The organism is Vreelandella sp. ssv, from assembly GCF_059448525.1.
On the sequence record NZ_CM182545.1, the window covers coordinates 255425 to 275002 of the forward strand.

Annotated in this window: 10 protein-coding genes; all 10 read left to right on the forward strand. The window is 53.4% G+C overall.

What is annotated here, in order from left to right:
• Positions 1–946 precede the first annotated feature (946 nt).
• The 10 genes from AC5TBW_RS01255 (at position 947) to pglZ (ending at position 19567) form a co-directional block, all read left to right on the forward strand.
• A complete protein-coding gene (locus AC5TBW_RS01255; RefSeq protein WP_495510355.1) occupies positions 947–1765 on the forward strand; it encodes a hypothetical protein in 819 nt (272 codons plus the stop codon).
• On the forward strand, positions 1762–2313 hold the full coding sequence (locus AC5TBW_RS01260) for a BREX protein BrxB domain-containing protein (protein WP_495510356.1): 552 nt from the start codon (positions 1762–1764) through the stop codon (positions 2311–2313). The genes AC5TBW_RS01255 and AC5TBW_RS01260 overlap by 4 nt, the downstream gene beginning before the upstream one ends.
• A gap of 78 nt (positions 2314–2391) precedes the next feature.
• A complete protein-coding gene (brxC, locus tag AC5TBW_RS01265) occupies positions 2392–5826 on the forward strand; it encodes a BREX system P-loop protein BrxC (protein ID WP_495510357.1) in 3435 nt (1144 codons plus the stop codon).
• Between the two features lie 12 nt (positions 5827–5838).
• Complete coding sequence (locus tag AC5TBW_RS01270; RefSeq protein WP_495510358.1) at positions 5839–7551, forward strand: RNA-binding domain-containing protein; 1713 nt, start codon at positions 5839–5841, stop codon at positions 7549–7551.
• 132 nt (positions 7552–7683) lie between these two features.
• The gene (locus AC5TBW_RS01275) at positions 7684–11124 is read left to right on the forward strand and encodes an Eco57I restriction-modification methylase domain-containing protein (RefSeq protein WP_495510359.1); all 3441 of its coding nucleotides are present in this window, start codon (positions 7684–7686) and stop codon (positions 11122–11124) included.
• Between the two features lie 36 nt (positions 11125–11160).
• Positions 11161–12267, forward strand: coding sequence for a hypothetical protein (locus tag AC5TBW_RS01280; protein WP_495510360.1), 1107 nt, complete (start codon positions 11161–11163; stop codon positions 12265–12267).
• Positions 12260–13567 carry a hypothetical protein gene (locus tag AC5TBW_RS01285; protein WP_495510361.1) on the forward strand — a complete coding sequence of 436 codons (1308 nt, stop codon included), beginning with the start codon at positions 12260–12262 and terminating at the stop codon, positions 13565–13567. Before AC5TBW_RS01280 ends, AC5TBW_RS01285 begins: the two co-directional genes overlap by 8 nt.
• Position 13568: 1 nt before the next feature.
• Positions 13569–15401 carry an Hsp70 family protein gene (locus AC5TBW_RS01290; RefSeq protein ID WP_495510362.1) on the forward strand — a complete coding sequence of 611 codons (1833 nt, stop codon included), beginning with the start codon at positions 13569–13571 and terminating at the stop codon, positions 15399–15401.
• 143 nt (positions 15402–15544) lie between these two features.
• Positions 15545–17230 (forward strand): DUF262 domain-containing protein, encoded by a 1686-nt coding sequence (locus tag AC5TBW_RS01295; protein WP_495510363.1) that lies wholly within the window; start codon positions 15545–15547, stop codon positions 17228–17230.
• A gap of 3 nt (positions 17231–17233) precedes the next feature.
• Positions 17234–19567, forward strand: coding sequence for a BREX-1 system phosphatase PglZ type B (gene pglZ / locus AC5TBW_RS01300; RefSeq protein ID WP_495510364.1), 2334 nt, complete (start codon positions 17234–17236; stop codon positions 19565–19567).
• Positions 19568–19578: the final 11 nt, after the last annotated feature.

Consider the following 19578-nt stretch of genomic DNA (forward strand, 5'->3'; position numbering starts at 1 on the left):
TACCCAGCTTCGGGATCAGGGGGCAGCCGTTGGCTTTTGGGTGGTCGATTCCATTAAAAATGTAGCTCGTGTGGCGTTCTGGACTTGAAAGTGGTAACACCGTCTGAGGTGATCCCTGTTAGTAAGGTAGATTTCGTCAACGCCATCTCCTCTGGCTCTTCCGTACTGGGGAGATACCATCATGGCTCGTCGATCTTCTTGGTCTTCTCATCTACTGCACAAGTTTCAACTCCTCCCCCCGATGCCGCCGCGATAGAAGTTGATTCACGTTTCTATGTTGTGGCGATTCCACCCGACAGTAATCCACAACCAGTTCGACGTTTTGATACCATGACTGGAGGTTTGCCTCGGTAAGCTGATTGGTTACCGGAACAGGGAATATTGACCATCGCGATGGCATTCACCGGTGTGTACTGGATTTCCTGTTTAGGAGTTGCTGGAAAAACGCGGTTTTGAAGTGCTTCTGGTCAATGCCCATGAAGCAAAGGATATCCCAGGTTGTAAGACGGGTATCAACAGCTCGCAGAGGCTACAACCCTTGCAGGCCTAGAACCTGTTGCGCGGCATTTTTCGTCCAACTCAAGAGATTGCCAGCGTTAGTACGCCGATGGGAGCGGTTGTTGGAATACTGCGTCTCTCATATCCAGAATGCGTTGACGTGCCCCCCTTCATTCCGCTGTTGTTGCAGTGGAATGAAGGGGGGTGAATCCGCAAAGATAAGATAGTGGAACTCCTACCCCCTCGTACCGTGGTCGTCATCACACTGCGTTCTATTTAGAACGAGTGGTGTTCATCGAGTGTTTCTTTACTGAGTTCATCTCGGCGTGAAGTGCGACATCATGTATTGTTACGTTCCTCTCTTAGCTGCCCTGCTTTGTGCTCGGCGGTGGAAGCTCAGTTGATAGGAAGCACATGAGCGGCCATAGCGTTAAGTCTAACGAAGGTAATGATTGCGATGCATGATCACGACACACTGGGTCGGCTAGGGTTTATGTCACGTGAGGGCGGTGTACACATGTCACGCACGATGATGCTGGCCGAACTGACTACGCTGCTTGATTCAGTGGAAATAGACGCATCCCCAGATCAGTATCAGGCTGCGGTTTGTGAGCAAAACTGCCTCGCAAAGCGCTCTGGACGTTCGCGGCAACTAACCGCTAGGCACCTTACAGAGCTATACGGACTCGATCCTGAAAATCCCATTTTTGCTGGGCTTCGGTATTTTTGGTGTCGTGATGTCGAGGCCCGTCCGCAGCTGGCTTTATTAACCGCAACCGCGCGGGATAGCCTGTTGCGCGGAGCAATCGTAGAGATTCTCCAGCAGCCCCCCGGCACAGTGATCACGCGAGACTGGACCGAAAAGCTTATCGAAACGTGTTGGTCCGAACGTTTTAGCCCTGCTACGCGAAGATCTACAGCTCAGAATATTAATGGCACTCTCACTAAATCAGGCCATCTACGCGGTCATGTAAAGAAAGTACGCACGCTCCTTGAACCTACGGCAGGTGCTGTCGCTTATGCGCTGTATCTTGCTTGGCTTCAAGGTGGAAGAGGCGAGCTATTGCTACAAAGCCCATATTGTAAGTTGCTGGACTGTGACACAGACCGTTTCTTAGCATTAGCTGCCAGCGCATCATCGCGAGGCTTGATGGTGATGCGTCGGGTGGATAACGTTATCGATGTCGACTTTCCCGCACTTGCTCCTGTTGTTAATAGTGCTATGTCAGTGATCCAAGTCATTACCGCCCAGGAAGAGATGCTATGAGCAAAGTGAAACGCCTGATTGACTCCTATGGTCAATTTATCTCGTTGCCTTGGCGTGACGATACGGCGGCTGCTCAACGTGTAATTTTTTGTGTTTATCCCGAGACAGAAGAGCAGCGGCTGCGTGCCAACCTAGATGAGTTTGAGCTGGTCACCCGGCAGAACGGTCATGAATGGGTAACCTTTGATCTAACAAATACGTTTGCCCTATGGATGGCGGAGCAAAAGTACGCCACGTCATATTTTAAATCGCCTTCCAAGCTGACAACGGCCATTCACCGCTACCTAGACTGGTTAGAACAGCGCTTCATGTGGGAGCTGAATGAACACTCCGTTGACGACAATCATGTTGTTGCAGTGCATGGTGTGGGAAGTCTGTTCGGCCTACTGAAGGTAAAGGAGGTTGTCGACCGCCTAGCGCCACAGATCACGGGTAGGTTGGTTGTCTTGTTCCCCGGCAGTTTTGAAAATAATAACTACCGTCTTTTAGATGGCTATGACGGTTGGAATTACCTAGCAACGCCAATTACACCTGACGGCGTGCGCTAAGCCTGATATACAGTACCTCTCTATTAACTTAAGTAAACCTGCTTCAAACGTACACTCCCACCGTCGAGGAAAGGCTGCATGCGCAATCGTGATGTATACGCAAAGGATCCCGCTGAGCAACGCTTAGTCAACGAGGGCGTTGCGTACGTCAATGACGACACTAGCAGTCGCGCCCAAACAGTCCTGCGCTACGAGCTAGAGACGTTTGTTTGCGATGGTCAATATGCGAAAGGCATGCTCGACATTCTGGATACCTACCTGAGAAACCTGAGCAGTGGTGCTTCTCAGCAGCCAGGCGTCTGGATTAGCGGCTTCTTTGGCTCGGGTAAGTCCCACATGGCGAAAATGCTTCGTAACCTGTGGGAAGACGTGGCATTTGATGACGGCGCCACTGCTCGCGGTATCGTCCATTTACCCCAAGAGATACAAGACCTCTTCAAAGAGCTATCTACCCAGGGTAAGCGACATGGTGGACTGTTTGCAGCCTCTGGAACATTAGGAGCGAGCTCTCGCGATCAAAGCGTTCGGTTAGCCTTACTTTCGGTAATTTTTCGCGCTGCAGGCCTGCCGCAGCAGTATCCGGTGGCGCGCTTTGTCATGTGGCTACGCGATGAAGGCATTTTGGAGCAGGTGCGTGAAGACCTAGTGGCTCAAGGGGATGATTGGCAAGAAGAGCTGGATAACTTCTATGTCGCAGAGTCGCTGCATGAAGCGCTGGTAAGGGCGAAGCCTAAAACGTTTAGCAGTGTGGAAGTGTGTGCAGAAACACTTGGCAATCTTTTTCCGCCTACTAGTGATGTCAGCAGTGACGACATGCTCAAGGCGATTCGTCAGGCATTAAGTGAAGATGGCAAATTGCCCCTTACGTTAGTCGTGCTAGACGAAGTACAGCAGTACATTGGCACTGATGGGCAGCGCTCAATTGAAGTGCAAGAAGCAGTGGAGGCTTGTTGTAAAGGCTTAGGCAGCCGACTGATGTTTATTGGTACGGGCCAAACCGCTATTACGGGTACTAGCAACCTAGCGCGATTGCAGGGGCGTTTCACCAGCCGCATTGAACTGTCGGATGCCGATGTTGATGCCGTTATTCGGCAAGTGCTGCTCGCTAAGAAGCCAGAAGCAAAAACATCCGTTCAGCAGGTAATGGACAATAATGTTGGCGAGATTTCGCGCCACCTATCTGAGTCTTCTATTGCCCATAAACAGGATGATACCCAGCATTTCGCTCAAGATTATCCCATCCTGCCGGTACGCAGGCGTTTCTGGGATGCAGCGCTACGCGTACTAGACCAAACAGGCACCGACAGCCAGCTTCGTGGCCAGCTAAGCCTTATCCACGCGGCGATAAAAACTAATTTAGACGAACCGCTCGGCAACATCATTGCGGCCGATTATCTCTACTTTAATCTCTCAGATAAGCTACTGCAGTTTCGTATGCTGCCTCGCCGTTTGCACGATGCAACGCAGCGCTGGAGAGATGGCAATGAAACAGAGCAGCTGATGGCACGCGCTTGCGCGATTGTGTTTCTGATTAACAAAGTAGCCAGTACAAATACCGATCTGGGCCTGCACCCAACGCTCAACAACATTGCTGACCTGTTAGTCGATGACCTAAAAGCAGGAAGTAGCTCGCTGCGTAGCCAACTGCCAGGGTTACTAGATGATTGTGAGTTCATCATCAAGGTAGGGGATGAATATCGTATTCAAACCGAGGAGAGTGCTGCTTGGAATGACGCTTTTCTTAGCCATAAGAGCACGCTGGGTAATGCCACGCATCAAATTGAAACCGAACGCGATGACCTCATTCGTCGACACTTTGCACAGCTGGTAGGCAACCTCACGCTGCCCCACGGTAATGCCAAAGTGCCTCGGCCGTTGTCGCCAATATTTGATATTGCGTTGCCTAACGATGCGAACGAAAAGCTCTATGTGTGGGTACGAAATGGTTGGTCGGATGATGTTAGCCAATTGCGTGCCGATGCTCGCCAGGCAGGGTCAGACTCTCCCACGTTGTTTGTCTTTATCCCTAAGCGCTCTGCTGATGAGCTACGCAATCAGTTGATTGAGTTTAGAGCGGCGACGGCAACACTAGAAACCCGCGGCACACCAGGCACACCTGAAGGGCAAGAGGCGCGTGGGGCGATGCAAACCACGCAAAATAGTGCTCAGCGCCGCATTAAAGAGCTACTGGACGATGCCTTTAGCGGAGCCCAGGTTTTTCAGGGCGGTGGCAATGAAATAATGGGTGCCACGCTGCGAGATGCCATTTTAGAAGGTGCTGAGAACGCGTTAGCGCGCCTGCACCCTAAGTTTCACCTAGCAGACCATGCCAGTTGGGACAAAGTATATGCCAAAGCGAAGCAGGGCGCCCCCGATGCGTTGAATGCTATTGGATACGATGGTGAACCGCAGTCTCACCCTGTGTGTAAAGCGATTCTTAGTTACTTAGCTAACGGGAAAAAGGGCGGCGAGATACGCGAGCATTTTGAGCATGGTGATTTTGGCTGGCCCCAAGATGCCATTGATGGTGCCCTACAAGTTTTGTTGGTCGCAGGCCAAATTCGAGCGGCAGATAATACCGCCCCACAAGAGCTTGATCGGCGGGCAATCGGAAAAACGGACTTCCGTATTGAAGCCACCACCCTTTCCGCCGTTGAGCGCATCAAAATTCGTAAAGTGATGCAGAAGCTCAGCGTGAACCCTAAGTCTGGGGAGGAGTCTTCCAAAGCTCCTGAGTTTGTTGCACAGCTACAAGCACTAGCAGAGAAAGCGGGGGGCGAAGCTCCGCTACCAGAAAAACCCAATGTGGATGCGCTCGATGCCGTTCGCTTAAGTAGTGGTAACGACCAGCTGAAGGCTATCGTCACCAACCAGGATGAGCTGCTCAATGCCATTGAAAGCTGGCAGGCCACGGCTGAGAAAATTACGCAACGCCGGCCAGCATGGGGAACGCTTAAACAGCTTGCTGATTACGCGAAAGGGCTCCAAGGGGCTGAACCCTTACTCGTTCAGGTGGAGCAAATTCGAGCACACCGCTCCTTGCTAGATGACCCTGACCCCGTGCAGCCGTTGTTAGCGAGCCTGGCCCAACAATTCCGAGAGGTGTTTAACGACCTCCAGCAGCGCTATGAGCGTGAGCACGCCACTGGTATGCAACGTTTAGAAGCAGACGATAACTGGCAACAGCTGTCACCAGATGAGCGACACGACTTGCTTGCTACTAAACGCCTGACAGCAGCTGATGCCCCTGCCATCAGCCTAGGCTCAACAGCGGAAGTGCTGGCCACCTTAGGCCATGTGCGCCCTGATGCCTTAGCGGATCGCATTGCTGCGCTTTCCAGCCGGTTTGACGACATCTTGGTAAAAGCCGCTGAGGCAATGGAGCCAGAAATCCAGTTTGTTGAATTACCCCGCCGTACGCTGAAAAGTGAAGATGATATCGAGACTTGGCTTGAGGATGCTCGTCGGGAGTTGCGCGATGCCCTCCAGAATGGACCGGTCATCACCCAGTAGGAGCGCAAGGGCATGAGAACACAACGCGACGTCGAAGCGCTGCTAGACGAACTGGAGCACTGTATTGCTGACGAGCTAGAAGACCAGGATCTGGATTTTAAACAGTGGGATACCAGCAGTCGTGATAAGGCGGTACAGAAGGTTGTGCAAATGGCGGTTTGTATGACCAATGGCGGTGGCGGTACCGTCGTATATGGCGTGGCAGACAAAGTAAAAGGGCGCGAAGGCGCCGTACTGGGCGTGCCGCCGGAAATCGACGTAAATATGTTAAAGCGAGCCGTTTACGACCAAACGGATCCGCATATCATGCCCGTTTTTGAAGAACTACATGTACCTGAAGGCACTGGCCGAGTGCTGATTATGCAGGTGCATCCTGGCATGCCGCCCCATACAGATACCAAAGGCGGTGGCACCGTGAGGGTCGGCAAAGACTGCCAGCCACTTACCGGCACAATGCGCCGCAAAATTGGCGTCGAGACCGGTGAAACCGACTACACCGCCGAGGCCATTGGTCGCGTTGATGAAAGTCTGCTTTCCCCGGTGGCGATGGAGGCACTGCGCACCCTAGCGCAACGTGAAAGAGCGCCCGAAGAGTTGCTTCGCCGGCCAGATATAGAACTGCTAGATACGCTGGGATTGATACGCAATGGTCAGATGACAAGGGCCGCTATTCTATTGGCGGGTACTGAGGCGGCATTGCGCGAGCATGTACCGGGGCATCTGTGGACTTTTCTGCAAATGCAGTCCGATACCGTCTATGGAGTGCGTGAAGACCGAGTGAGCGCTATTCCTATCTCTGTTCAGCGTATTGAAGACCTGTTGGTACCCTTTAATCCTATTACCACCGTGGAACAGGGCATGTTCCACTTCGAATACCGCACTTGGCCAGAAATAGCCGTACGCGAGGCATTGATGAATGCCTTCTGTCACGTAGATCTACGCATTGCTGGCCCTGTGATGGTCAAGCTTTACCCGCAGCGTCTGGAAATTAGCAACAACGGTGGGTTTATTGCGGGTATCAGAGAGAACAATATCCTTCACCACCAGCCAGCGGCACGTAACCCCTTGCTAGTGGATGCCTTGGTTAAGCTGCGCTTGGTAAACCGGACAAACCTCGGCGTAAGCCGTATGTATTCAGCCATGCTGATGGAAGGTAAAGAACCGCCGGTGATTCGTGAAATCGGTGATTCTGTCGCGGTGATCTTCCACCAACGTGAACTCAATGCTGTATTCCGGCAGTTCGTTGCCGAAGAAAGCCAAAGTGGCCGATCCCTAGGGGTTGATCAGTTGCTGCTGCTGCAATATCTCCTTCAACACGCTGAAATGGATACAGCCACGGCAGCGGGTCTTTGCCAACGCAGCGAAGCCGAGACACGTGAATTGCTTGCGCGCATGGAGCAGCAGAGCTACGTAGAGCACGGCGGCAGTGGCCGTGGTGCCTACTGGAGCATTCACCCAGAGCTATATGCCCGCCTTTGTGCTGACGGAAGCGCAGAAACCCGCCGACGTATCGACTGGGATGCCGCCAAAATGCGAGTGCTAAGCATCCTAATGGAGCGCGCCAAACGCGGCGAGGCTGGCCTCACTAATCAAGAAATTCGCCAGATAACGCGTTTCGATCGCAATCATGCTTACCGTTTGATGCGAGAACTTCGCGAAGAAAACCCACAAATTCAGCCGCCTGGCCGAGGCAAGCACGCTCGCTACGAATATCTCAATGCGTAAGCCAATGCGCTGCGCATTAAAATGAGCATTAAAAACCGCTCAATGCGCAAATTAATGCTTACGCGCAATAAAAGCGTATTTGCGAAGGTAATTTTGTAGAGAACGCTTCGTAGGGACTACAAGGATATTGGCATGCAGCCACTCGATAAAGCACTCCGTAATCAGCTCGATCGCACTGTTCGTAAAGCACGCCCAGTGGCCGAACAGGCCGCCGGGGCCGCCTTGGAACAGCTGGGTGTAGGCGAAGAGAGCGCACCTGGCTATTTAAACGACAATCAGCGCGCCCTGCGTCGCCGCTTGCGCGCCCACGCCCGAAGCCTTGGCGACCCCCTCAAGGAGGGCGCTCAGGCGGTCACCCGACTGAGCGGCGAGATCGCCTATGAACACTGGCACCGTATGCTATTTGCGCGCTTCCTGGCCGAAAATGAGCTGCTGATGTACGACGGAGTGGCGGTCACTTTGGAAGAGTGCGAAGAGCTGGCGGAAGAGGAAGGCTATCCGAGTGGCTGGGCCTTAGCCGCAAAGCTGGCCAGTACCATGCTGCCCCAAGTGTTCCGCGTTGATAGCCCTGTGTTCGAAATCACCCTGGCCGCCGAGTATCAGCGCGAGCTGGAAGAGCTCTTAGCTGGGCTGGCCGTAGAAGTCTTTCATGCCAGCGATAGCCTCGGCTGGGTCTACCAGTTCTGGCAGACCGACAACAAGGAGCGCATCAACCGCTCTGAGGTGAAGATCGGTGCCGACGAACTGCCTGCGGTGACTCAGCTCTTTACCGAACCTTACATGGTCAGCTTTCTGTTAGATAACAGCTTGGGTGCTTGGTGGGCCGCCCGCCGCCTGTCGGAAGCCGACTTGGCCAATGCCGAAAGTGAGCAAGAGCTGCGCAACAAGGCCAGCCTGCCGGGCTTACCGCTGGAGTACTTGCGCTTCGTTAAGGACGAGGAAACCAGTCGTTGGACACCCGCCTCTGGCCCCTTCGACGCTTGGCCGGAAAGCCTCGCCGAGCTAAAAACGCTAGACCCCTGCTGCGGCAGCGGACACTTCCTGGTCGCCGCGCTGCTGATGCTGGTACCCATGCGCATGGAGCTGGAAAGTTTAAGCGCTCGCGACGCCGTGGACGCAGTGTTGCGTGACAACCTAAACGGCTTGGAAATCGACCAGCGCTGCGTGGAGTTGGCCGCCTTTGCCTTGGCGATAACAGCCTGGCGCTACCCCAGTGCTGGCGGCTATCGACCGTTGCCCGAGCTTCACCTGGCCTGCTCCGGCCTACCCATCGGCGTGGCCAAGGAGGAGTGGAAGGCATTAGGGCTGGGTAAGAAAAACCTCACCATCGCCCTGGACTGGCTCTACGACAGCTTCAAGGACGCCCCCATCCTTGGCAGCCTACTTGACCCCACTCGCACCAGCGCCGCCAAGATTACCCAGTGGGAAGAGCTCTCCGAGGCGCTAAATCAGGCGCTGGCCCAAGAGGGTAGTGAAGAACAGCATGAAACAGCAGTCACCGCTCAGGGCCTGGCCAAGGCGGCCACCTTGCTAGGAGATCGCTACCACTGGGTAATCACAAACGTGCCCTACCTGGCCCGCGGTAAGCAGCATCCGAGACTTCAAGAGTTCTGCGCGGACTACTACCCGGCGGCCAAGAATGACTTGGCCACAGTCTTTCTCGATCGCTGTCTGGAACTCTGCGTGGAAGGCGGTACTACCAGCAATGTGCTGCCGCAGAACTGGTTATTCCTGGCCAGTTACAAGAAATTCCGGGAAAAGCTGCTTCAGAACGACATTTGGCACCTAATTGCGCGACTAGGGCCAAAAGGCTTTCAGACCCCAATGTGGGATTTCAATGTTCAGTTGATCACATTGAGCAGGGGAAGTGGCTCGGGGAACTCAGCGGATCTACTAAATTCGAATAGTCAGGGCAACTGGCTGAGAGGCGTGGATGTTTCTGAACCTCAAACAGCTGATGAAAAGGCATCAGGGCTACTCAAATACGAAATAAAATGCAACAAGCAGAATGATCAATTAAAAAACCCCGATGCGAGAGTGGTGCTTGGCGATTTTGAAGCATCATCTCTTCTCAATGAGCACGCATCTGCCTTAGCTGGAATTAATACTGGCGACTATCCAAGGTGGGGGAAATACTTTTGGGAAATCAGAGAAAAAAATTGCACTTGGGAGTATCAACAAAGCACGACGAAAGAGTCTGGTCACCACAAGGGTTTTTCACAAATTTTCAAGTGGCAAAAAGGAGAGGGAGAGTATTTAAATTATATCGAGTCACTAAATGGAAGACTGGGAGGATCATGGAAAAGAGGCATTGATGTCTGGGGAATGAAAGGTGTAGTGATTAGCCAGATGGGTGAATTGCCTGCATCCCTTTACTCTGGAACAGCATTCGATAGCAATGTGTCAGCAATAATTCCTAACGATAAAGAAAATATAGCCGCCATTTTATGCTTCTGCTTATCTCCAATATTCAGAAATAAAATAAGGGAAGTTGACCAAAAACTTAATGTAACAAACTCAACTTTAGGTAAAGTTGGCTTTGATCTTAACCACTGGACCACGGTTGCCGAGGCAAAATACCCCCACGGCCTCCCAGAGCCCTACTCCAACGATCCCACGCAGTGGATCTTCCACGGCCATCCCTGCGGCTCTGTAATCTGGGACGAAGAGGCCAAATGGACTGCTCATGGCCCGCTGCGCACCGACGATACCGTACTGCAAGTGGCCATTGCCCGGTTACTCGGCTACCGCTGGCCAGCGGAACGGGATCCGGAGATAGAGCTGGCTGATGAGCAGCGCGAGTGGGTCGAACGCTGCAAGAAGCTGCTCGACCATGCCGACCGTGACGGTATCGTCTGCCTGCCCGCCGTGCGCGGCGAGCGCCGTGCCGTGGATCGCCTGGAGGCCTTACTGGCTGAGGCCTATGGCGATCAGTGGTCTGCAGCTACCCGCAGCAAGCTGCTCGAAAGTGTCGACCATGCTGGTAAAGACCTGGGAAGCTGGCTGAGCGATAAGTTCTTCATCCAACACTGCAAGCTATTCCAAAACCGCCCCTTTATTTGGCACATATGGGATGGCCTCAAGGACGGCTTCTCCGCTCTGGTGAACTATCACAAGCTCGACTACAAGGCCCTGGAAACCCTCACCTACACCTACCTTGGCGACTGGATCACCCAGCAGAAAAAGCAAATTACTGATGGCATTGACGGTGCAGAAGCACGCCTCGCCGCCGCTGAAGCCTTGCAGAAGAGCCTGGAGCTGATTCTCGAAGGTGAAGAGCCCTACGATATCTTCGTGCGCTGGAAGCCGCTGGAGGAGCAGCCCATCGGCTGGCATCCCGACCTTAACGACGGCGTACGCCTCAATATTCGCCCCTTCCTGTCAGTGCCTGACGTTAAAAAGAAAGGCGCTGGTGTGCTGGTGCACAAGCCCAATACCCATTGGAAAAAAGACCGCGGCAAAGACGTGAAATCCGCCCCCTGGTACGAACTCGGCCCCCAGCTCGGCGGCGCCAAAGGCGACCGCATTAATGACTACCACCTTACGCTGGCGGCGAAGAAAGCGGCTAAATAACCATAAAAAAGTAAAGATATAGGTTAGAGGTTAACGATGGTCAAGATCACGGATGCCGTGGATCCGGGCAACGCTGGGGGCAGCGTGCTCATCCCCGAAATAACGATAGAGCCTAACCGCCCCGTCACCTTTAAGTGCGACAAATGCGGCGAAGCCTTCGCGGATCGTGAAGCTCGGCGGCAGCACATCTTCGACCATCACCCCTTCAAAAGGCCTCTGCTGATGGTGGGTAGCCGTATGGTTAACGAACGAGGGCAGGTGATTGCTACCCCATTTCCACCGGCAGACTGGGTGATCCAGCAAACAGAGCGGATCGTCATCGACCAGCAGGAAGTGACCAGCCGACAGGCATGCCAGCGACTTAGCCAGCTCACCTCAGGCTTCCACGAGGTCACCCTGGCCAGCGCCGACCATTCTGTGACTTACCACATTGAATTCGACATACCCAACGCGGCACAGCTGGCCGCGGTCGAGCGAGTCTTCAACATGCTTATCGTTAACCAGCCGCTGGAAAGCAATCGTATCGCACAGCTCATCACGGTGGTCAAACAAGAGGATGGTGCCAGGTTTTACCTGGAAGGCGTCAGTGACTTCCTGTACGGCGTGCTGGCAAAAGATCAGAGGGGTGGCACGAGCCTGAGCCGAGATGACTATACCGCCAAATTCCACGCCGCCCGTGAAGCACTAAGATTCATGGACCGCCCGCTGGCCAACCTGATCAAGGCGCTGGTCAACTTTAACGACAACGCCTTCAGCGAAGCAGAGGCTCTTGCACCCGATGGCCAGGTCGCCATTGCTTGCCGAATGCTGAACGGGCTCCGCTCAGGCAAGCATTGTCCGGCCCCCGATACCAGAATCGCCTCCGGTCACAACCTGCCAGTAGATACCTTGACCGCCGAGATCATGCGCTTTTGCAGCCTAACACTGGTGGAACAGCAGGAGCAGCTGCCTCAGTTGGAACACTTGGCAAGCAAGCGCCTGACCACCGACCATGACCGGGTAAAAATCCAGGCACTGGCCATGAATACCTACTGGGAAACTGGAGAGCATGCTCGGGCTGCCAGCTGGGCCAAGAAGCTTCGCCATAGCCCGCTGTTCGAGGACCTGGCCACCCGTATCATCGAGGAAGTAGAAAATGACTGACTCCCCGAAGGACGATAAAAAGTTCGTCCCGATCTTCAACAAGACCACGGGTATCGCTTCACGCGGCGAGGCCCAAGCTGGAAAAGGCCACAAAACCATTAAGCGACCTGGTGCTCCGACTTTGACATCTGATACAGCGCCTGAGGTGCCGAAGCAGCATCAAGATATAGGGCCAGGTGGGCAAATGTCTGCAATCGACACCAGTGAGGACAGCGCATTAGTTGCTGCGTCCAGCCAGGAGCCAGGTAAGGTATCCGGCACTCTCACCACCTCGAATGGAAACAAAAATATTACGCGGGTTTTCGATATCATCCAGCGTTTCTATGTGACCTCGGGCGCACCGAAGAAGATAACCGAGCCAGCCTTGAAAAAATTGGAGGAGCGCTCCCTATCGGCTGTTCAGTGCTCGGAGCTTCTAGATCTCGCCCAACGTGAGGACGCCTCGCTTACTCGCACCGTCAACCTGGCCTTCGCCGCCTTCGAAATCCATAGCAACCTCACCGTCAAGGATCTGCTGCTGAAGTTCACCGTTGACGCTGGACGAGAAAGTTTCGATTTGGCTCTGGAAAATGTCGATGCCTGGCTTCCGCTCACGGGTGAGGAACTTCCCCCTGCCAAGGAGCTCTTCAGGCGCTACGCCGCTAGAGCAGAACAGATAGCGTCCAGCAAGGAGATGCTCGCCAAGGAGAAAAAGGAGCGTCAGGTCAAGCTGCGCAACCTGCTGTTCCTGAGCTTGATCTGGCAGGCAAACCAAGGATGGGTCAAGGAAGATGAGATTCTGCGCTTTTTACGTGCAGATGGCATCTTCACCATCAGCACCCATTACTCCAGCCAGGCGATGGAAGTATTACTGAAGACAGCCTACACCCAGAACGCTGCCGACTTTTCAGCGCTGGGCTGGCTGTCTAGACAGATCGAGAACACTAAGGCCAGCCAATCTAGTGAGCTTGAAAGGCTCCAGCGAGATATAGAGCGCCTCACCATCAAGCATAACCGGGCACAGGAGGAAATAGAGGCATTACGCCATGAGCGAGATATTTTGATCAGTACGACCGGAGAGCTTGAAGCAGCGCTAAACCTGCAGAAGCAGAACGCCCAGCATGCCAGCATCCACCAGGAAGATGACAAGCATCGGTTACGCTCCCAGGTTACCAAGGTATTGAAGAGCGAACTGCCACGTCTTGAGGAGGCGCTAATCGCTCTACAGCGCGATCCGCCCAAGCTACACATCGTTTCTCACTATGTGGAAGAGACGCTTGATCATCTAAAGAAAGTTCTTCGTGATACAGAAGGTGAGTGATATGGAAATCTTTGGCTTCGACTTTGGCACTACCAACAGCCTGATTAGTCAGGTGATCGGTGGCCAAACCGTAGTATTCGACCAAGGGGGCGAGCCCTATCCTTCTGTTGTCTGTTATGAAGGTGATAGTGTCATCTGCGGAAGCGAGGCTAAGAAGCGCTTGGCAACCCATGAGATCGGCGTTATCGGTAACGTGGTTCGTTCTCCTAAGATGCTCTTGGATCGGGAGCACGTGCATGTCGATGGTGTCCCTAGACGCCCCCGCAACATGGTAGCGGATATCGTCAAGCACGTGGTGATGGCTACCGAGGGAGATCGGCGCTATAAGCTTGAGCGCGGTGTCAGTCGCGCCGTCGTCACCATTCCAGTCGATATGGACGGCAAACAGCGCCGCGAACTACGCAAGGCTTTCCACCAAGCCGGGCTGGTTATTGAGCAGTTCGTGCATGAGCCCATGGCAGCACTCTATGGCTATTTACGCACCAAGGATGACCCCGCGAACGAGATTCGTCGCCTTGAAGGGCATTACCTGCTGGTCTTCGACTGGGGCGGTGGAACCCTAGACCTCACGCTATGCCAGGTTCAGAGCGGCATGTTGGTACAGGTCCGTAACGACGGTACCAACGAACTCGGTGGGGATGTGATGGACGAGGCTATCCGTCGAGAAGTCGAGAAACGCGCCGTTGAGGCGTCAGGCCTTGATCCAGATGACGTCGATATCGACCCTGGCGCAAGCCTGCGCCTGTTAACCCGAGCCGAAGAGGCAAAAATCAAGCTGTCGACTAGGGAGCAAGAACCTATCTATATCCCTGGTTACTTCCGGAACGGCATTTCAGACCCCGATATCGACATCCTGCTGACCCGCAACGATCTGGAGGGGATCATCGGCCAGAAAGTGCGTCAAGGGGTCAAACGAGCCAAAGCGCTGATTGAATTAGCTGACCTGACCACCTCGGACATTTCGCTTTGCCTCGCAACCGGTGGCGTCGTCAATATGCCAGCGATCAAATCAGGGCTTTATGAGATGTTTGGCGCCACTCGGGTCGAGATCTCCGAGCGTGGCTTTTCCATTATTTCGGAAGGCGCCGCCTGGATTGCACATGATAAAGCGCGGTTGCGACTGGCCAAGAACATCGAGGTTCACGCTGCACGCAACCAGCACTTTCCTGTAATTGGAGCGGGCTATGAGATGCCCACTGCCGGTGAGGTTAGCGAGGCAGAAATGTTAACGCTCTACTGCACCGATCCTCGCGATGGCGTTGGTAAGGTCAGCCTGCTCTCACCTACTCGCCATGGCCGCCATGTGCAGGCTAACGACGCACGGCAATCTCTGGCCTGTCTGAACGTTAAGGTCGAGCCTTCAATGGCGAAGCTTTTCGAGCGAATCATGCTCCGTCTGGAAGTGGACGATAACTTGATCCTGCACGCCTCGGCGAAATCAGCCATTAGGGGAGATAGCGATAGTGCAGATATCCATTCTTTAGAGTTCGGTCTGGATATCATGCAGGGCATCACCGGACGCTCAATGAGCGATTCCACCCAACAAAGTAGTAGAGTAGAGAGCTTGGCAAAAAAGCCTGAGGGTCGTAGCAGCCAGAGCGAGCAGCCGGTAGGGGGTGTCCTGCTACGACCCAACGTGGCCACCCGCGATGGCAGCTCTCTGGTACCTGGAGAGGCCCTGGTCAAGAAGGAGTTGGGCAGAGCTGGTGGGCACTTCCATCATGTTGATGAGCTAAGCGATCTTCAGCGGAAAGAGAGGGCCTCCTATGCGCCCTGTAGTTACTGCAGTAGACGTGCCGGGGATCCGCAATGCCGTTGCTTGTCAGGCAATTGATACCGCTTAGCGTGTCATTAAAAGATCACGCACTGATGACTAGCAGCCGATAGCGGGCAAGGGTGCGCGGGTAAAAAAACGACCCTTTTATGCTGATGGCAAACCGCAAATCAGGGTGTAAGGGCAGGGAGCAACAGAGAGACATGAGTAAAAAGATCAGCGGGGCGGAGTTCCCTCTTGCCAAGATTTTCAGTTCAGATTTTGAGTATTTGATTCCGTCCTATCAGCGCCCCTATGCCTGGACGACCGACCAGACTTCAGAGCTTTTCGACGACTTGTACGATTTCTATCGTAGTGAAGATGAGGAAGGGTACTTTCTTGGCAGCATCGTGCTCATCAAGGAAGAGGGCAGCCCTAAAGCTGAAGTGATCGACGGTCAGCAACGTTTAACCACGTTGACGATTCTACTCGCTACTATTGCGGCCCAGTTGGAAGGAGAGGATCGAAGTACGCTAAGCCAATACATCACTGAGCCAGGAAATAAGTTTGCAGGATTGAAGCCAAAACCACGTTTAACGCTGCGTGAAAAGGATAGAGAGTTCTTTACCCGTTATGTTCAAGAGCTAGCGTTCAATAAGCTTCTAGCTTTAGAGCCTGCCTCGCTTGAAAATGACTCCCAGAAAAATATCCAAACCAATAGCCAGCTTATCATCAAACGGCTTAGCTCACGCTTCGGTGACTCACTGGAAAAGCTGGATGGTTTTATCAGCTTCTTACTGCAACGGTGTTTCCTTGTGGCGGTTGCTACACCAAGCCAGAAGTCCGCTTTTCGAGTATTTTCGGTTATGAACAGCCGTGGTCTGGATCTTCAGCCGACGGATATCATCAAAGCGGATGTCATCGGCAAGCTACCGACCACCAGCGAGCAGGAAATCTACAACGAACGCTGGGAAGATATGGAGGTTGATCTGGGCCGTTCTGGCTTTAATGATTTATTTGCCTACGTGCGCATGATCTATGCCAAGGAGAAGGCTAAGCGGGCGTTGTTAGAAGAATTCCGTAATCATGTTCTTACACAGGTCAGTGATACATGTACGCTGATTGAGGAAGTATTAGAACCTTATGCTGAGACCCTTTCGATTTTGCGAGAGTCTCATTACGTCGCCGAAACCGACGCCGACAAGGTCAATCTTTCATTGCGTTGGTTGAACCGAATAGACAACTCTGACTGGGTGCCGCCTGCTATGGTTTTCCTGGCAGAACATAAGAACGAACCTGCCTATGTGGCCTGGTTCTTCAGAAAGCTGGAACGCTTGGCGGCCTACATGCACATTTGTGCGAAAAATGTGAACCAGCGTATCGAGCGCTATGCCCTGCTAGTTGCAGCACTTCAGCAATCGCATAAATACGACAACCCGGTCCATGTCATCGAGCTGACGGAAGATGAGAAGACCGAAATGAGGCGGGCCCTGCAAGGCGACATCTACACCCTGACTGCCCGTCGACGTAACTATCTGATGCTGCGCCTGGACTCTTTTGTATCGGATGGTGCGGCAACCTATGACCCAACGGTGCTGACCATTGAGCATGTTCTGCCGCAAACTGTTCCAAGCGATAGTGGTTGGGCCGAATGGTGGCCAGAGCCTGAAGTGAGAAAGCAGTGGGTTCACCGCTTAGCCAACCTTGTACCATTAAACAAGCGCCGAAACTCTCAGGCCCAAAATTATGATTTTGGGAAAAAGAAAGAAGCCTATTTCCGTGGACGCAGCAACGTTTCATCCTATGCACTTACCAGCCAGGTACTCGGTGAAGGCCAGTGGACACTTAAGGTGGTGGAGAAACGTCAGTCAGATTTGATCGAAGTGCTAGCCGATAAGTGGGAATTTTAAGGCATGGTATTACTAGAGAAGATGGTTGAGCAGCTTCGTAATGCTGCCGCCCACAACCCTGAAGTCCAAGTCGCGCCGGCCTGTATCTTATGGCCAGATCGCGAGCGGCTGTGGGAACCTGTCATCAACCAGATTCAGTCTGCACTACCTGAATTGTTGGTGTTAGGTGAGTATGCGCCTAAAGAGCGTCGAGGCCCGGCCATTTGGTTGCGGTGCGCTATCGCCGGTACTGTTGAGGGAGTTGCCCTTGATGAAGGTAGGGCGCCCATTCTGTATTTACCTGGTGTTGGTCGGCAGGATTTGCGGGCCATTAGCGAGTGCCCAGAAGCCTTGAAGCCTTTAGCAGAGCTGCAGTATCGAGGTGTGTTGTGGTCTCAGGTTAATGCGAAGGATTGGACGCCGCGTGCTTTTCTTACCACAGAGCAGGGCGGGCTTGGTTTGGATGTCGCTCGTGATGCGGCAACTCGCCATGCGTTACACGCGGCGTTGCCACGATTGCTTAAAGAGTCGCTGGGTAGCTTACAAGGACGTCATTTAGACGGGGATGACTTCAATACCCTTTTAATGGGCGGTGATCCTGTCCGTGATGTCTTGGAGTGGCTGAGCCAGCCAGATGCTATAAAAGCAAGTGGGTCTAGCCCTGAGTGGCAAGCCTTTTGCCAAATATGCCTTTCTCAGTATGGCGTCCACCCAGAACGTCAGACGCCATTGGAAGCCCTTACATACTTAACGCAGCGCCAAGGTGCGTGGAGCACGGTATGGGCACGATTCTGTGAAGCACCACATCGCTACCCTCAGCTGGTAGAGCAGCTTCGACAGCAGGCGCCACCTGACCTTGGGCTGTTTCCAGAAGCTGAGGATATGCAGGTGTGGCCTCAGTTAAATCAGCAGGAAGAGGAAAAGCTTTACCATGCTTTATGTGAGCTAGGGAATCTGCCTGCGCCCCAAGCAAGGACGCGACTTGACGCCTTAGAAAAAGATCATGGGGGGCGGCGCGACTGGGTATGGGCGGAGCTAGGGGAAAGCCCATTAGCGATGGCGTTAGCGCCGCTTAGCTTATTAGCCAAAGCAACCCAGCGCAGCATGGCAGGGGGCCAAGCGGACGATATGCATAAGGCCTACGTTCAAGAAGGTTGGAAAGCAGATGATGCGCTTCTGAAAGCACTGGCTGAAGTCACTGGCCAGCGTGAACAAGAGGCTGTGTTTACCGCTATTCGGGCGTTCTATCTCAGTTGGGCCGATGACGCTGCCCGGCATTTACAACACGTTTGGCGGCCAGGCGTTGATGGCTTGAAACGAGATGAGCCCTCTCCTCATGCGCGTCAGGGGGAGTGTGTTCTGTTTGTCGATGGATTACGCCTAGATTGTGGTAAGCGGCTCGCCAAAAGACTTAGCCAACGTGGTTTGAATGTAGAGGAACATTCAACTTGGTCGGCTTTACCTAGCGTGACAGGAACCGGCAAATATGCGGTGGCTCCCATCTTTGGCAGTAGTGCCATAAAAGAAGAGCCGGAAAGCTACCAATTCACACCGATTACGCCACATCTTTTCAAGAAGTTACTACGAGATAATGGGTGGCAGGTATTGGAACGCCGCCAAGTTGAACAACTGCATAAAGAAACCCTAGATACATCACTGCCCGCATGGTGTGAGTTTGGAGACATCGATCATGCTGGCCACGAAAGTGGCTGGAAACTCGCGCAGCGTGTGGATGCTATGTTGGCCGAGGTGGCGGAGCGCATTCAAGCCTTACTTGCCCAAGGGTGGGCGCAAGTGAGGGTAGTGACTGATCATGGCTGGCTGCTAATGCCTGGTGAGCTACCAAAAACAGAGCTTTCCGCTAGCCTGGTGGACTCTAAGTGGGGGCGCTGTGCCTCGGTAAAATCAGGGGCTAATACGGCGACAGCACGTTTTCCTTGGTACTGGAATGAACAGATGCACTTTGCGTTAGCTGAGGGCGTCTATTGCTTCAAAGCGGGTGAGTCGTACACCCATGGTGGTTTGACTCTGCAAGAGTGCGTTACGCCGGAGCTAATAGTTAACGGATCAGCTGAAATCACACCTCTTGTAGTGATCGACGAGTTAGTTTGGAAAGGGATGCGCTGCACCGTGCTCGTGGAAGGCGAAACTGATGGGTTAATGTTGGACCTACGCCGTCATGCGGCAGATCCCAGTACTAGCTTGGTGTTGTCTTCTAAGCCGTTTAAGGCAGGAGGAAAAGCATCGGTTGTGGTTGATGATGACGACCTAGAAGGTGAGGCTGCCCAGGTAGTGATCGTGAATGAAGCGGGACATGTGGTTGCACAATGCTTAACCACCATTGGTACTGATGACTGAAGGGAATTGCC

Excerpts from the sequence above, each read along its gene's own strand:
- AC5TBW_RS01255 (WP_495510355.1), top strand. The coding sequence starts at position 947 with ATGATTGCGATGCATGATCACGACACACTGGGTCGGCTAGGGTTTATG.
- AC5TBW_RS01260 (WP_495510356.1), top strand. The coding sequence starts at position 1,762 with ATGAGCAAAGTGAAACGCCTGATTGACTCCTATGGTCAATTTATCTCG.
- brxC (WP_495510357.1), top strand. The coding sequence starts at position 2,392 with ATGCGCAATCGTGATGTATACGCAAAGGATCCCGCTGAGCAACGCTTA.
- AC5TBW_RS01270 (WP_495510358.1), top strand. The coding sequence starts at position 5,839 with ATGAGAACACAACGCGACGTCGAAGCGCTGCTAGACGAACTGGAGCAC.
- AC5TBW_RS01275 (WP_495510359.1), top strand. The coding sequence starts at position 7,684 with ATGCAGCCACTCGATAAAGCACTCCGTAATCAGCTCGATCGCACTGTT.
- AC5TBW_RS01280 (WP_495510360.1), top strand. The coding sequence starts at position 11,161 with ATGGTCAAGATCACGGATGCCGTGGATCCGGGCAACGCTGGGGGCAGC.
- AC5TBW_RS01285 (WP_495510361.1), top strand. The coding sequence starts at position 12,260 with ATGACTGACTCCCCGAAGGACGATAAAAAGTTCGTCCCGATCTTCAAC.
- AC5TBW_RS01290 (WP_495510362.1), top strand. The coding sequence starts at position 13,569 with ATGGAAATCTTTGGCTTCGACTTTGGCACTACCAACAGCCTGATTAGT.
- AC5TBW_RS01295 (WP_495510363.1), top strand. The coding sequence starts at position 15,545 with ATGAGTAAAAAGATCAGCGGGGCGGAGTTCCCTCTTGCCAAGATTTTC.
- pglZ (WP_495510364.1), top strand. The coding sequence starts at position 17,234 with ATGGTATTACTAGAGAAGATGGTTGAGCAGCTTCGTAATGCTGCCGCC.